The sequence below is a fragment of the Herbaspirillum sp. RTI4 genome (assembly GCF_034313965.1).
Classification (GTDB): Bacteria; Pseudomonadota; Gammaproteobacteria; order Burkholderiales; family Burkholderiaceae_D; genus Herbaspirillum.
In genome coordinates this window covers 1,348,194-1,361,990 of record NZ_JAVIWQ010000002.1, presented here as the reverse complement: position 1 = coordinate 1,361,990, position 13,797 = coordinate 1,348,194, and the positions used below count along the sequence as shown (strand labels likewise).

The 13,797-nt window shown below is 54.9% G+C and carries 17 protein-coding genes; 2 read left to right on the top strand and 15 right to left on the bottom strand.

What is annotated here, in order from left to right; genetic code table 11:
* Positions 1–13: 13 nt before the first annotated feature.
* The 8 genes from RGU70_RS06420 to rplM all read right to left on the bottom strand — a co-directional run bounded on the left by RGU70_RS06420 (position 14) and on the right by rplM (position 4,834).
* Positions 14–412 carry a 4-oxalocrotonate tautomerase gene (locus tag RGU70_RS06420; RefSeq protein ID WP_322208560.1) on the bottom strand — a complete coding sequence of 133 codons (399 nt, stop codon included), beginning with the start codon at positions 410–412 and terminating at the stop codon, positions 14–16.
* 45 nt (positions 413–457) lie between these two features.
* Positions 458–874, bottom strand: coding sequence for a MarR family transcriptional regulator (locus RGU70_RS06415; protein ID WP_322208559.1), 417 nt, complete (start codon positions 872–874; stop codon positions 458–460).
* A 264-nt stretch (positions 875–1,138) separates the two neighbouring features.
* A complete protein-coding gene (erpA, locus tag RGU70_RS06410; protein WP_322208558.1) occupies positions 1,139–1,507 on the bottom strand; it encodes an iron-sulfur cluster insertion protein ErpA in 369 nt (122 codons plus the stop codon).
* A 53-nt stretch (positions 1,508–1,560) separates the two neighbouring features.
* Entirely contained in the window at positions 1,561–2,016 is a 456-nt protein-coding gene (locus tag RGU70_RS06405) for a polymer-forming cytoskeletal protein (RefSeq protein WP_322208557.1), read from the bottom strand.
* A 9-nt stretch (positions 2,017–2,025) separates the two neighbouring features.
* A complete protein-coding gene (locus RGU70_RS06400) occupies positions 2,026–2,712 on the bottom strand; it encodes a DUF6776 family protein (protein ID WP_322208556.1) in 687 nt (228 codons plus the stop codon).
* A 44-nt stretch (positions 2,713–2,756) separates the two neighbouring features.
* Positions 2,757–3,794 (bottom strand): N-acetyl-gamma-glutamyl-phosphate reductase, encoded by a 1,038-nt coding sequence (gene argC, locus RGU70_RS06395; protein ID WP_322208555.1) that lies wholly within the window; start codon positions 3,792–3,794, stop codon positions 2,757–2,759.
* A gap of 209 nt (positions 3,795–4,003) precedes the next feature.
* Positions 4,004–4,396 carry a 30S ribosomal protein S9 gene (rpsI, locus tag RGU70_RS06390; RefSeq protein ID WP_322208554.1) on the bottom strand — a complete coding sequence of 131 codons (393 nt, stop codon included), beginning with the start codon at positions 4,394–4,396 and terminating at the stop codon, positions 4,004–4,006.
* 9 nt (positions 4,397–4,405) lie between these two features.
* The gene (gene rplM / locus RGU70_RS06385) at positions 4,406–4,834 is read right to left on the bottom strand and encodes a 50S ribosomal protein L13 (RefSeq protein ID WP_322208553.1); all 429 of its coding nucleotides are present in this window, start codon (positions 4,832–4,834) and stop codon (positions 4,406–4,408) included.
* Positions 4,835–5,126: 292 nt separating this feature from the next.
* On the opposite strand from rplM, the gene RGU70_RS06380 reads away from it, so the two are divergent.
* Positions 5,127–5,573, top strand: a complete 447-nt coding sequence (locus RGU70_RS06380; RefSeq protein ID WP_322208552.1) for an OsmC family protein — start codon at positions 5,127–5,129, stop codon at positions 5,571–5,573.
* A 22-nt stretch (positions 5,574–5,595) separates the two neighbouring features.
* Here RGU70_RS06380 and coq7 read toward each other — a convergent pair whose 3' ends face one another.
* From coq7 to RGU70_RS06365, 3 genes are all read right to left on the bottom strand, one after another.
* The gene (coq7, locus tag RGU70_RS06375) at positions 5,596–6,222 is read right to left on the bottom strand and encodes a 2-polyprenyl-3-methyl-6-methoxy-1,4-benzoquinone monooxygenase (protein WP_322208550.1); all 627 of its coding nucleotides are present in this window, start codon (positions 6,220–6,222) and stop codon (positions 5,596–5,598) included.
* Between the two features lie 71 nt (positions 6,223–6,293).
* Positions 6,294–7,331, bottom strand: coding sequence for a dihydroorotase (gene pyrC / locus RGU70_RS06370; protein ID WP_322208549.1), 1,038 nt, complete (start codon positions 7,329–7,331; stop codon positions 6,294–6,296).
* Positions 7,332–7,403: 72 nt separating this feature from the next.
* Positions 7,404–8,408 (bottom strand): class 1 fructose-bisphosphatase, encoded by a 1,005-nt coding sequence (locus tag RGU70_RS06365; RefSeq protein WP_322208548.1) that lies wholly within the window; start codon positions 8,406–8,408, stop codon positions 7,404–7,406.
* A gap of 31 nt (positions 8,409–8,439) precedes the next feature.
* Here RGU70_RS06365 and RGU70_RS06360 point away from each other — a divergent pair, with 31 nt between their 5' ends.
* Complete coding sequence (locus RGU70_RS06360) at positions 8,440–8,601, top strand: hypothetical protein (protein WP_322208547.1); 162 nt, start codon at positions 8,440–8,442, stop codon at positions 8,599–8,601.
* On the opposite strand, the gene pepN is transcribed toward RGU70_RS06360, so the two are convergent.
* From pepN to RGU70_RS06340, 4 genes are all read right to left on the bottom strand, one after another.
* Complete coding sequence (pepN, locus tag RGU70_RS06355; RefSeq protein WP_322208546.1) at positions 8,557–11,247, bottom strand: aminopeptidase N; 2,691 nt, start codon at positions 11,245–11,247, stop codon at positions 8,557–8,559. The genes RGU70_RS06360 and pepN overlap by 45 nt on opposite strands.
* 141 nt (positions 11,248–11,388) lie before the next feature.
* Positions 11,389–11,556 (bottom strand): hypothetical protein, encoded by a 168-nt coding sequence (locus RGU70_RS06350; protein WP_322208545.1) that lies wholly within the window; start codon positions 11,554–11,556, stop codon positions 11,389–11,391.
* A 63-nt stretch (positions 11,557–11,619) separates the two neighbouring features.
* Positions 11,620–12,594, bottom strand: coding sequence for a quinone oxidoreductase (locus RGU70_RS06345; protein WP_322208544.1), 975 nt, complete (start codon positions 12,592–12,594; stop codon positions 11,620–11,622).
* 248 nt (positions 12,595–12,842) lie between these two features.
* On the bottom strand, positions 12,843–13,754 hold the full coding sequence (locus tag RGU70_RS06340) for a DMT family transporter (RefSeq protein WP_322208543.1): 912 nt from the start codon (positions 13,752–13,754) through the stop codon (positions 12,843–12,845).
* Positions 13,755–13,797 lie beyond the last annotated feature (43 nt).

Here is a 13,797-nt window from a genome sequence, read left to right as displayed (position 1 = left end):
TGCCCCGAGCTCTTCATTCGACCGGATGATGGAAGCGGTACTCTTGTGTTTCGCCCTCATAACCGTAGGCACTACCCCGCACATCCTGCACATAGATGTAGCTGACATCATGCAAATTACCCAATAATGTTGAAAATGCCTCAAATACTGCTTTTATATATTCAGCCTTTTCCTCTTTAGTATTCGACTCATCAGTTATCTTAATATCAAAATAAAAACTGTTTTTGTTTTGTATTAATAGAGAACTACCTCCAATGATCCAATCTTCCGGATCAATATAATCAATTGCAATGGCAATAAGCTCCCTCCTTTTACGCAATATTCGCGTGGTCAGGTCGAGCAGCATTTCTGAAATTGATTGCGTCAATAAATTTGAACGCTGCGCACTTACTTTTACGTTAAGGATTGGCATTTGGGCCTCTTTTAGTTAGTTATGCAACTATAATATTAAAAAAATTTAATCCATCACTGTTCGAACATCCCGAATTTTGCCAACTGTTTCCACGAATACATCCACTCCAAGCAGATTTTTCAGGCGGCGGGTAACCTCTCCACTTGCCGCATCAAGACACTGATGCAAATCAAGTGCAGCCTGCAACGGGACGACACAAGATTCCCGCCCATCCCGATCGGAATCTTTTCGTTCAATTAATTGTTTCATTACTAAACCGTCTATGCTGCGCGTGGCAGTGGGCCTCGATATACCCATTTCTTTCGCCAGCTCCCACTGCAGCAAGCCGGGCTTGTTAAGAATCGCACGCAACATAAAAGCCTGCGGTGGAGTCAAATCAAACGGCTTAAATGCGCGTACCCACTCACGATCCAATCTTCTGGCGAGTGCGTTTGTATTGAAATAGAGGCAATGTTCAAACATAAATAATCATACATTCAATTAATTAGCTATGCAACCATATCGAAAGAAATAGGTAATACTAGCAAGTTGTACAAGTAATGAAAATCCAACCGGTACAGGTGCATTACGACTACGGTATCGGGCGGTCGCATAGGCTACACTGCGCCGCACACATAAAAAAACCACATCGATTGAATGTGGTTTTTTTAATCGTGCGATAGAGTCGGCATGGATGCTAACTATACAAGCAATTCAAAGCCATCCAGCCCTCTGAAACAACTGGAATCAGGCAGAAAACGATGAGCCGCAGCCGCAAGTGCTGGTCGCGTTCGGATTCTTGATCACAAATTGCGCGCCCTCAAGATCGTCTTTGTAATCGATCTCTGCACCAACGAGGTACTGGTAGCTCATCGAATCGATGAGCAGCTGCACGCCGTTCTTGGACATCGTCGTATCGTCTTCGTTGACGATTTCATCGAACGTGAAACCGTACTGAAAACCGGAACAACCACCACCTTGCACAAACACGCGCAATTTGAGGTCATTATTTCCTTCTTCTTCGATCAGTTGCGCCACTTTAGCAGCAGCGCTGTCGCTGAATAAGATGGGGGCGGGCATGGTGGAAAGGTCTAGCGATTCGGTAATAGCATTCATTTCAGGCTCCTGCTTAGGAAAACAATGGACCTATTATAGGCCTTAGACAATTTTCATGCTTCGCCGGACACCGCCAGCTTTAGCATGGGTGTTTCTTCGATAGTTTGTTCGATGCTTTGGGTCGCATTTTTCGCTATGGCGCGGACTTCCTCAACGACCTCCAGCGAGTGGCTAAGCTGACCGGCGACAATCGCGCCGCCATGCATTTCCAAGGCCTTGTAGTACACATTGCCAGTTATTCTGGCGCGCGGCTGCAACTCAAGAAACTCTCCGGAATAAACATCGCCAACAATTTCGCCGTTGACGATCAAATGCGCCGCGTGGACATCGCCGACAATTTTCGCATGCTCGGAAATCACCAGCATTGAAGCGGCATCGACCTCGGAACACAAATTACCTTCGATATGCCCGTCGATACGCAATCCACCTTTGAAGCGAACGTCGCCCTTAATACTGGTGGAAATACCGATAAGACTCTCTATGACCGCCTTGCTTTTACGTCGAAACATGATGAATCCTCACAAATTTTCGGATTCCTGGGCGCGAATCTGACCTTTTTCAAGTACGCGTGCCTGGATGGCCTTGACGACGGCGCCCTGTGGCAGCGTTAATGCGCCATCGAGCCGCTGATAGTATCGGAATGACAACCTGTACTGGGCAGCATCGGCGGTATTCGCCTCTGGGAAGGTGATCATAGCACTTTTGCCATTTTGAATAACGGTTAACACAAGCTGCAAGTTACCAACAAACTCCCCACTACCTTTACCGCCCTGCACTGCCAGCATCTGATAATGCAGCTGACTAGGGGTAGTCATGTTGGCATGCAATTTTTGAATCGAAATACCTCTGGCACCGATATTGGTCGGGAGCAATTTCTCAAAAAATGCCAGATCTTCTTTTAACTTTGCATTCCCGCTCTCAAGCGCCTTGACCTGCGTCGCTAACTGCGCGCCGCTCGCCCGCTCAATGCTTAGCTGGCTCTCCGCAGCATCCGCAGCACTGACCAGGCGATCTCGCTCTTCGCTCAGTGCTTTCACCTGTCCCGTGAGTTCTTCCATTCGCCCCGAAGAGGTCCCTGCAGGCAAATGTTCGTGCAAACGAACATCAATGTCGTAAGCCCACTTGGCGAGTACGCCGCCCAGAGCGATCAAGGCAGTGAAGATCACCGCGCGCAAAGGCCACGGCAAATGACGGCGAATGGTCATGCGCGGTGCCGACACTGACATCCGCCGCACCCATAAACGGTACTTCACGGCATAACCGGCACGTGCATCAGGCCAGCCGTCTCCTGAATACCAAACATCAGATTCATACATTGCACCGCTTGCCCCGCAGCGCCCTTGACCAGATTATCCTGAACCACCAGCACTACCACGGTGTCGCCGTCCTCAGGCCGATGCAAGGCGATGCGCAGCATATTGGAAGCACGCGTACTACGGGTTTCGGGGTGAGAACCAAAGGGCATCACATCGACGAAAGGCTCGTCACGGTAAGCATCTTCGAACAAGGCTTGCAGGCTTGCGTTGTCAATTTCTGAGGTAAGCCGTGCGTAAATTGTGGAGTGCATACCGCGTATCATCGGCACCAGATGCGGTGAAAATAGAAGTCCAACTTTTTCTGCCGTCAGCTTCGTCAGTTGCTCCACGGTTTCGGGCAAATGCCGGTGTCCCGATATGCCATAGGCCTTGAAATTATCCGACGCTTCAGAAAACAGCATCGATATTTCGGCCTTGCGGCCAGCGCCGGATACGCCCGATTTGCAATCGGCGATCAGACGCGTAGCATCCACCACGCCAGCACGAAGCAATGGGGCCAAGCCCAATTGCATGGTCGTCGGATAACAACCAGGGTTGCCGACCAAACGCGCTTTTCTGATCTGCGCCCGATTGAGTTCGGGCAAGCCGTAAGCGGCTTCTTTCAGCAGCTCCGGGCAACTGTGCGGCATTTTGTACCATTTTTCGAACACTGCCGTATCCTGCAAACGGAAATCGGCTGCCAGATCGATCACTTTGACACCAGCCGCGAGCAATTCCGGTGCCTGGGCCATCGCCACGCCGTGTGGCGTCGCAAAAAATACTACGTCACAATCTGTCAGCGCCGCTTTTTCGGGAGAACTGAACGCGACATCGACATGCCCACGCAACGATGGGTACATATCAGCAACCGGCATGCCGTCTTCCTTGCGAGAAGTCACGGCTTGCACGCGCGCCTGTGGATGCATGGAAAGCAAACGCAACAACTCGACTCCTGTGTAGCCCGTTCCCCCGACGATACCGACCTTGATCATGTGGACTCCTTACTAACTATGCATGGACATTACCGCGACGCAACCACGCAGCGGAGATAAAGACGCCGCGCCCTCAGGCGATGCGCAAAAAGTTGATTTTACCAGCGGAACTAGCTTTTTTATTTGAGACCTGTCCACAAATCCAGTGCAACAATGCAAAAAGCCGCCAGCATAATGCCAGCGGCTTTTCGATTTTCCGAAAACGCGGATTAGCGCTTGGAGAATTGTTTTGCGCGACGTGCCTTGCGCAAACCAACTTTTTTACGCTCGACTTCACGTGCATCACGAGTAACGAAGCCTGCTTTCGACAGCTCAGGCTTGAGCGTCGCATCGTAGTCGATCAGTGCACGAGTAATGCCGTGACGTACTGCGCCAGCCTGGCCAGACTCGCCGCCGCCGTGGACATTGACCATGATGTCGAAACGCTCGACATTATTGGTCAGTTCCAATGGCTGACGAATCACCATCAAACCGGTTTCGCGCGAAAAATACTCGTTAGCTGGTTTGCCGTTGACCACGATCTGACCTGAACCAGATTTGATGAACACGCGAGCCACTGCACTTTTGCGACGGCCGGTTCCGTAATTGTAGTTACCGATCATGTCTATTCCTTACAGTTCAAGTGCTTTAGGTTGCTGTGCAGCGTGCGGATGCGTTCCATCGGCATACACTTTCAGCTTCTTGATCATCGCGTAGCCGAGCGGGCCCTTAGGCAGCATGCCCTTGACCGCTTTTTCCAGCGCGCGACCCGGAAAACGCTGTTGCATTTTCAGGAAATTGGTTTCGTAGATACCGCCTGGGTAGCCGCTATGACGATAATACGTCTTGTCAGTAGCCTTGGTGCCAGTGACGCGCAGCTTGCCTGCATTGATCACGACGATAAAATCGCCCGTGTCGACGTGAGGGGTAAATTCCGGTTTGTGTTTGCCGCGCAGTCGGAGTGCCACTTCGCTGGCAACACGTCCGAGGACTTTGTCCGTCGCGTCAATCACGAACCACTCGCGCTGCACCTCATGTGCCTTGGCGGAAAAGGTTTTCATGTTGACAATTCCTAATGTTAAAAATAAACGCTCAATGGGGTGGTTCCGCTGTCGCCGCACCTGATGGCAAGCCATCTTGCCCGTCCGTCCGAGAGATGCAAACTGCTGCACTGACCGGATTTCGACGAGCCGCAACATAGGCAGACTCTTCCTTGTTATCTTTCCGAGCGAAAGGAAAGCCCGAAATTATAGCCTTTCTACCGCTGACCGTCAAAACTTTCATCCCCCTCGGCCCTCCCGCACCGGAGGAACCATTACAATAACAACAGATTAATTACTTGCAGGAGTGAAAATGGAATGTACCGTGCGCTGGGCCGGCTTGTCCGGCATGAGTTTTTTGGCAGAAACCGGCTCAGGCCATATGCTGACGATGGATGGCGCACCTGACGGCGGCGGCCGTGATCTGGCACCGCGCCCAATGGAAGTCGTACTGGCCGGCACCGGCGGCTGTACTGCCTACGACGTCGTGCTGATATTGCGGAAAAGCGGCCAGGATGTGCGCGGCTGCGACCTGACGCTGAAATCAGAGCGGGCCGAAAAAGACCCGAAGGTCTTTACCAGCATCCACTTCCACTTTTCCGTGCGGGGCGTCAACCTGAAACCCAGCGTCGTCGAACGCGCCATCAAGCTGTCGCATGAGAAATACTGCTCTGCCTCGATCATGCTCGAAAAAACCGCGGTCATCACACATTCGTTCGAGATCATCGACGACCTGACGCTGGAAGTGGTTGCCATTTAATCCCTGCCGCTTGGATTGAAAATTAAAGGCGATACGCCAGCGTCGTCATCACTTTAGACATGCCCTGCATCACATTGCGCACCAGCGCCGGCACCGGTGCCGCACCCAAAGCCTGGGCTGCTGCACCGTGTTCGATTTCATCCAGCCGCATCTGCTCCACGATGGCGCGCGAACGAACATCCGCTTCCGGCAAGGCCTGTAAGTGACTATCCAGATGCGCTGCAACCTGCCGCTCGGTTTCGACCACGAAACCAAGGTTGCGCGCATCGCCGGCCTTGGCTGCCGCATATCCCAGCAAATACGACCCGGCATACCAGATCGGATTAAGCAGGCTGATACGCGAGCCTAGTTCGCGCAAGCGTTGCGCCGTCCACGCCAGATGGTCTTCCTCTTCCACGCTGGCATGCGCGAATTGCGCGCGCAGCGCAGGATTGTGCGAAAACCGCCCCTGAGCGTCGTACAGCGCCTGCGCGCACACTTCACCAACATGGTTGATGCGCATCAAACCGGCACTGTGCCGTTTTTCAGTCTCGCTCAACACGCCGTCCGGCACTGGCCCCGCCGGATTCGCCCGGCTGGCAGCAGCCACTCCGCTCATCACCCGCAGCGCCTTGTCCATATCCACGATCAGCTTATCGAAGAGTCCCATTTCACTTCCCCTTTTATTTTTTGGCCAAACGATCCGTTTGCACGACGCAGACCAATCCTGACGCCCCCGACTCAGGCCAGCAGCTTCCAGTCGATGTTCTCGCCGCCATTGAGTGGCACCACGCTGCTGTCGCCCATAGGCAACTCAGTCGGTACGATCCACGACTGGCGTACCAGCGTGACTTGCCCCGCGTTGCGCGGCAAACCATAAAACGCAGGGCCATTGAAACTGGCGAAGGCTTCCAGCTTATCCAGCGCACCGGCCTGATCGAAGGCCTGCGCGTATAACTCCAGCGCATGCGAAGCGGTATAGCAACCGGCACAACCGCATGCATTTTCCTTGACGCCCTTGGCATGCGGCGCGGAATCGGTACCGAGGAAAAAGCGCGGATTGCCGGAAACCGCCGCCGCCACCAAGGCCAGCCGATGCGTTTCACGCTTGAGCACCGGCAGACAGTAATAGTGTGGGCGGATGCCGCCCCTGAATAATTCATTGCGGTTATAGAGCAAATGATGGGCGGTAATCGTCGCCGCCGTCGGCCCCTCCGCCGTACTGACATACTGCGCCGCTTCCAGCGTAGTGATATGTTCGAACACCACTTTCAACTCGGGCATAGCGCGCCGCAACGGCTGCATCACACGCTCGATGAACAGCGCCTCACGGTCGAAAATATCGACCTGAGGATCGGTCACTTCGCCATGCACTAACAAGGGCATACCGAGTTCCTGCATGACTTCCAGCGTCTTGCTGCATTTGCTCAGATCGCTCACGCCAGCGTCGGAATTGGTCGTAGCACCGGCCGGATACAATTTAACCGCATGCACAAAACCGCTGTCGGCGGCGCGGCGAATTTCATCGGGTGGAGTGTTGTCCGTGAGGTACAGCGCCATCAGTGGCGTGAAATCAAGGCCAGCTGGCAAGGCCGCGAGAATGCGTTCACGATAAGCACCCGCCTGCGCCGTAGTGGTCACCGGCGGTTTCAGGTTCGGCATCACGATGGCGCGCGCGAACTGACGTGCGGTATCCGGCAAGACGCTTGCCATGACGGCACCGTCACGCAAGTGAAGGTGCCAGTCATCGGGGCGCGTGATGGTAAGACTGTCTGTCATGTAGTAATCCTCTCCCGCATTTTGATCAATTGATGGCCAGCTATTTACTGCTGGCTCTTTACTGCTGACTCTTTACTGCTGATGGTAAGCCGTCACGCGCTCGACCTCATTTTTCGATCCGAGGAAAACCGGCACACGCTGGTGCAATTTTTCCGGCTGGATATCCATAATCCGCTGCTGACCATTCGTCGCCGCGCCGCCCGCCTGTTCGACGATAAATGCCATCGGATTAGCTTCATACATCAGACGCAGCTTGCCCGGCTTTTCCGGTTCCCGCGCATCGGCCGGATACATGAAGATGCCGCCGCGCGTCAGGATACGATGCACATCGGCCACCATCGACGCCACCCAACGCATATTGAAATCTTTGCCCAAAGGGCCTTCTTTTCCTGCCAGCAACTCCGTGACATAACGACTGACAGGCGGGTACCAATGACGTGAGTTGGAAACGTTAATCGCAAATTCCTTGGTATCGGCCGGAATCTGAATATTCTTTTGCGTCAGCACCCAGGCACCCATTTCACGATCCAGCGTAAAGCAGTGAACGCCATCGCCGGTGGTCAGCACCAGCACGGTTTGCGGCCCATAAACAGCGTAACCGGCGGCGACTTGCTTGGCACCTGGCTGTAAAAAGGCCTGCTCGGTCGGCGTACCCATGCCTTCAGGCGCTTTCAGTACCGAAAAGATCGTGCCGATCGAGACATTGACGTCGATATTGCTGGAGCCATCGAGCGGGTCGAACAACAACATGTATTCGCCCATCGGATAGCGGTTAGGAATCAAATGGATGGTTTCCATTTCTTCCGATGCCATCGCTGCCAGATGACCGCCCCACTCATTGGCTTCGAGCAGGATTTCATTGGAAATGATGTCCAGCTTTTTTTGCACTTCGCCCTGCACGTTTTCACTTTCGGCACTGCCCAGCACTTCACCCAGCGCGCCCTTGCCGACTGCATGGCTGATGCTCTTGCAGGCACGGCCGACAACTTCAATGAGCAAACGCAATTCGGAAGGAATCTTGTTGTGCAAGCGTTGCTGCTCAATTAAATGCTGGGTAAGACTGATGCGTTTGGTCATGGTGTGCTTTCGTAAAAATAAGGAAAACGAAATGAAATCGTTAAAAAATGGAAAAGAAGCCGCCGATACCGTGACGCTAACAATGCAATCGATGCAATCGATGCAATGGATGCAAGCGCAAGCTCAGATCAGCGACACCCTTAATAAATCAATCAGCCAATGCCTTGCCTATCACTTCCAGTACGTCGCGTGAAAGCTTGGGCGCGGCAGCAACCCGCTTCAGCGCGGCGCGCATTTTACCCTGCAAGGCGGGGGCATATTTACGCCAGCGATCAAGACTGCGTGCCAGCCGTGCGGCCACTTGCGGATTACCTGCATTAAGCGCAATCACCTGCTCTGCCCAGAAATCGTAACCGCTGCCGTCCGCCGCATGGAATGCCGCCGGATTGCCGTTGCAGAAGCTGAAAATCAGGCTGCGCGCACGATTCGGATTTTTCAGTGAAAACGCAGGGTGCTTGAGCAAAACCCGCATCGCGGCGACATCGGCGTCGCGTGCGGTCGCTTGCAAGGTGAACCATTTGTCGATCACCAGGGCTTCGGCTTCAAATTCCGCATAGAAGCCAGCCAAAGCGGCCGCCTTGCCGGGTGCGCTGCTATTGGTCAGCGCCGCCAGCGATGCCATGCGGTCAGTCATGTTGTCTGCGCGGTCGTATTGCTGCTGCGCCAACGTGTGCGCCTGCGCATCGTCCAGCTCGGCCAGATAAGACAGCGCAGCATTCCGATAAGCGCGCTTGCCGGAAGAAGCCGCATCGGGACTGTAGGGTGCCGATGCCCGATGCGAGCGATAAGCCGCCAGCAATTCAGGCTGCACTTGCTGTGCCAGACTGCGCCGCAAGAATTGCCGCGCCGCATGGATTGCCTGCGGATCGATCTCGTCCATCTGCTCCGCGATCATGGTTTCCGACGGCAGCGTCAGCACCAGCTCGCAAAAGGCCGGGTCTAGCGTACGGTCAGACAACACTCCGCGCAGCGCATTACCCAAGCCATCGTCAACACCCAGACTCGCCAGCAGCGCGTCGGTGTCGATCCGATGACCGGACTGACGTCCTGCCTGCACCGCCAAAGTCAGCGTCAGCAAACGTCGCATCGCCAGCCGCTGTCCGGCTTCCCAGCGATTGAAGGCATCGCTGTCATGCGCCATCAGGAATGCCAGTTGGGCGTCCGTATAGGTATATTCCAGTACGACCGGCGCGGAAAAACCGCGCAGTAGCGACGGCACCGGCGCTTGCTCAACATCCAGAAAGCGGAAAGTCTGCCGCGCAGCGGTCAGCTCCAGCACCTGCGTCGTGGCACCGGTCGCCGCTGCGCCTTCCAGATGCAAGGGCAGATCGCGTCCATCGGCACCCAACAATCCGACCGCAACCGGAATATGGAAGGCTAATTTTTCAGCTTGTCCCACCGTTGCGGGGCAACTCTGTGTAAGGGTCAGTGCCACTGTTTTGGCGGCGGCGTCATAAGTCATCTCCGCCTGAACCCGGGGTGTACCGGCCTGACTGTACCAGCGACCAAACAGATCGAGATCGCGCCCGTTGGCATCGGCCATGGCGGCGCGGAAATCGTCGCAGGTCACGGCCTGACCGTCATGCCGCGCGAAATACAGATCCATCCCCTTGCGGAAGCCATCGCGGCCCAGCAGGGTTTGATACATACGCACGACTTCAGCGCCCTTTTCATAGACGGTGACGGTGTAGAAATTATTGATTTCGACAAAGGAATCGGGCCGCACCGGATGCGCCATCGGTCCCGCATCTTCGGGAAACTGCGCTTGTCGCAACACCCGTACATCATCGATGCGCTTGACCGCGCGGCCGCTGTCGGTACCGACCATATCGGCGGAAAACTCCTGATCGCGGAAGACCGTCAGTCCCTCTTTCAGCGACAGCTGGAACCAGTCGCGGCAAGTCACGCGGTTACCGGTCCAGTTGTGGAAATATTCGTGGCCGACGACTGCTTCGATATTGGCGTAATCGATATCGGTAGCAATGCGCGGATTGGCCAACACGAATTTGGTGTTGAAAATGTTAAGGCCCTTGTTTTCCATCGCGCCCATGTTGAAATCGCCGACGGCGACAATCATGAAGCGGTCGAGATCCAGTTCCAGTCCGTAACGCTCCTCATCCCAGCGAATGCTGTTGACCAGCGAATCCATGGCATGGGCGGTCTTGTCCAGATTGCCCTTTTCCACCCACACCTGCAACAGCACTTCGCGGCCGGATCGCAGACGGTGGGTCTGCTCCTGACACACCAGTTGGCCGGCGACCAGCGCAAACAGGTAAGAGGGCTTCTTGAACGGGTCTTCCCATGTCGCATAGTGGCGGCCATCGGGCAGATCGCCCTGCGCCACCAGATTGCCGTTCGACAGCAGCACCGGATAGGCTTTCTTGTCGGCGCGCAACATGATGGTGTATTGCGCCATCACATCCGGGCGGTCCGGGAAATACGTGATTTTGCGGAAACCTTCCGCCTCGCATTGCGTGAAAAAATTACCGCTGGAAACATACAGCCCCATCAGGGACGTATTGCGATCAGGCTGGATGGCGGTCTCAATCTCCAGCGTGACCTGTTCCGGCGCGGCGGGGATGGTCAGCACGCCGTTTTTGAGCGTATAGGCGCGCTTGGTCAGCGTCTTGCCATTCATGCGCAACTGCACCAGCGTCAACTCTTCGCCGTACAGAACGATCTCTTTGCTCTTCGTGGCCGGATTGCGCTGCAAAACGATACGCGTGGCCACGCGCGTCAAGGCGGGATCAAGATCGAAACCCATTTCCACGGTCTGCACCAGATAGTGCGGCGGCGTGTAATTTTTACGATAAATCGTTTGCGGCGTATCAGTGCGCATGAAAAGTATCCGGGGAAAAAGAAATGAGGGAACCGCTGATTAAGTTACCGCGCAGCCCTGAGCTTGCGCCGCATACTGCACTTATTCATCGCTTCCTAAAGCGGGGATTTTACCAATCAAAATTACGAGCGTTCTTAAATTTCACTCGTAGATCGATTCCATGACATAGGTCAGCACACCAATGAGCATCACCGCCGAAACCAGGACGATGAGCAAACGACCGAACTTGGGAGTGCCATCCCCTTCCTTTTTCTGCGCTGTGGAATCCGGCAAAGCGTCGGCGTTCTGTTTTTCAACGGGGTCGTTCATACGTCTCTTTCTGGTCAATGGGGGCCAAGGCCCCCAAATTAATATGCTGACGTCAATACACTCTTACGGAATCAGAATCGTCGATCCGGTCGTTTTGCGCGCTTCCAGATCGGCATGCGCCTGCGCCACGTCTTTCAAGGCATAGCGCTGATGGATATCGATCTTGACCTTGCCGCTGGCGACCATCTCAAACAACTCGCCGGAGCGGCTATCCAGTTCAGCGCGAGTGGCGATGTAACTTCCCAGCGAGGGACGGGTCAGGTACAGCGAACCACGCGAAACCAGCTCTTTCAGCGTGAACGGCGACACCGGGCCGGAGGCACTGCCGAAGCTGACCATCAAGCCGCGTGGAGAAAGACAATCGAGCGAACCGATGAAAGTATCCTCACCGATAGAATCGAAGACTACCGGCACGCCCTTGCCTCCGGTAATTTCTTTAACCCGCTCAACGAAATTCTCGGTTTTGTAGTTAATCACATGCGCGCAACCATTGGCCTTGGCCAGTGCCGCTTTTTCCGGCGAACTGACGGTACCGATCATGGTCACGCCCAGCGCCTTCGCCCACTGGCAGGCAATCAGCCCGATACCGCCGGCAGCGGCATGGAACAAAATCGTTTCGCCGCCCTTTAGCGGAAAGGTCGAGCGCAGCAGATATTGCACCGTCATCCCCTGCAACATCATGGCCGCGCCGGTCTCGAAATCAATCGTATCGGGCAACTTCACCAGAAACGTCGTCGCCATCACCCGCACTTCGGAATACGCACCATTCGGCCCGCCGGCATATGCCACCCGGTCGCCCTCGCGGAAACCAACGACACCCGCACCGACCGCCTCAATCACGCCAGAAGCTTCCTGTCCCAGCGCACCCGGCAGCGCTTGCGGATACTGGCCATTACGGAAATAGACATCGATAAAATTCAGCCCGCACGCCTTATGACGCACGCGCACTTCCCCCGGACCCGGCTCGCCCACTTCAACGTCGACGTACTCCATCACCTCCGGCCCACCGTTTCTTGCCATCCTGATTGCTTTGCTCATGTCCCGTCTCCTTGTGTAATTTATTTAATGTTGATATTCAAGACTCAATCCGAACGACATTGTGTAAGAAGCGCAGCCCTGAATTCCAACACACAATCGTGCTTTTCATCCCGCCAACGACACCACCGGAACCGCTGAGTAAGCGTAGCGAGCGACGCAAGGTCAGGGGTAAGACGCGCAGTCGTACTCAAAGTACGACGACCATTGTGAACCCTTGCAGCCCTGAGATTGCGCCGCGCAGAGCTTAATCAGCGGTTACGGCGAGAGAGCATGTAGATACCGGACAGTACGAGGGCAGTACCAGCCAGTTGCAGCCCGGTAATCGGTTCATTCAGTATCACTGCGCCCATAAACAGTGTCGATACCGGCCCGACCAGTCCGGCCTGCGCCGCCGTCGGTGCGCCGATACGGGCGACAGCAATCATGGTCAGAAATACCGGCAACACCGTGCAAAATACCGCATTGAACATGGACAGCTGATACACCGCCATCGGCTGCACCAGCGCGCCAACCGGCCGCAACAGGAAAAACTGAAGGATGCAGGCGACACTGGAAACGCACATGGCATACGCCACCAGACGTAACGGCCCCACGCGTCGCACCAGTTCGCCGGAAAAAATCAGATAGAGCGCGTAAGTAATCGCTGCGCCGAGCACCAGCAAACTGCCCAGTCCGACATGATCCCCGCCGACGTGCAGGTCGTGCATCAGCACCAGCGCCGTACCTATATAGGACACCAGCAAGGCAGCCCATTCCAGCAAGACGACTTTGCGTTTGAAAAAGACAAAGGAAATCAGCAGTACGAAGGATGGGGTGAGAAACAGAATCAGGCGTTCCAGTCCCGCTGAAATATATTGAAGACCGAGAAAATCGAGGAAGCTGGAAAGGTAATACCCAATCAAACCCAAAAATACGATGCGCGCCCTGTCGCGCCAGGAGAGCGATGGAGAGGAACGCGCTTGCCAGATTGCCACGACGGCGAACATCGGTAGCGAGAACATCATGCGCAGACTGATGACCATGACGGCATCGACCTGATACCGATACATCAGTTTGGCGACGATGGCCTTGGCGGAGAAAAAGATCGCACCGACCACTGCCAGCGCCAGGCCGCCAAGGTAGGCGCGGCGAGGGGGAGAGGAAACGAGGGCGATGGGCATCCCGGATTGTAACGCTAAGCCCGGTGTGCTGCCGAAGACGGCA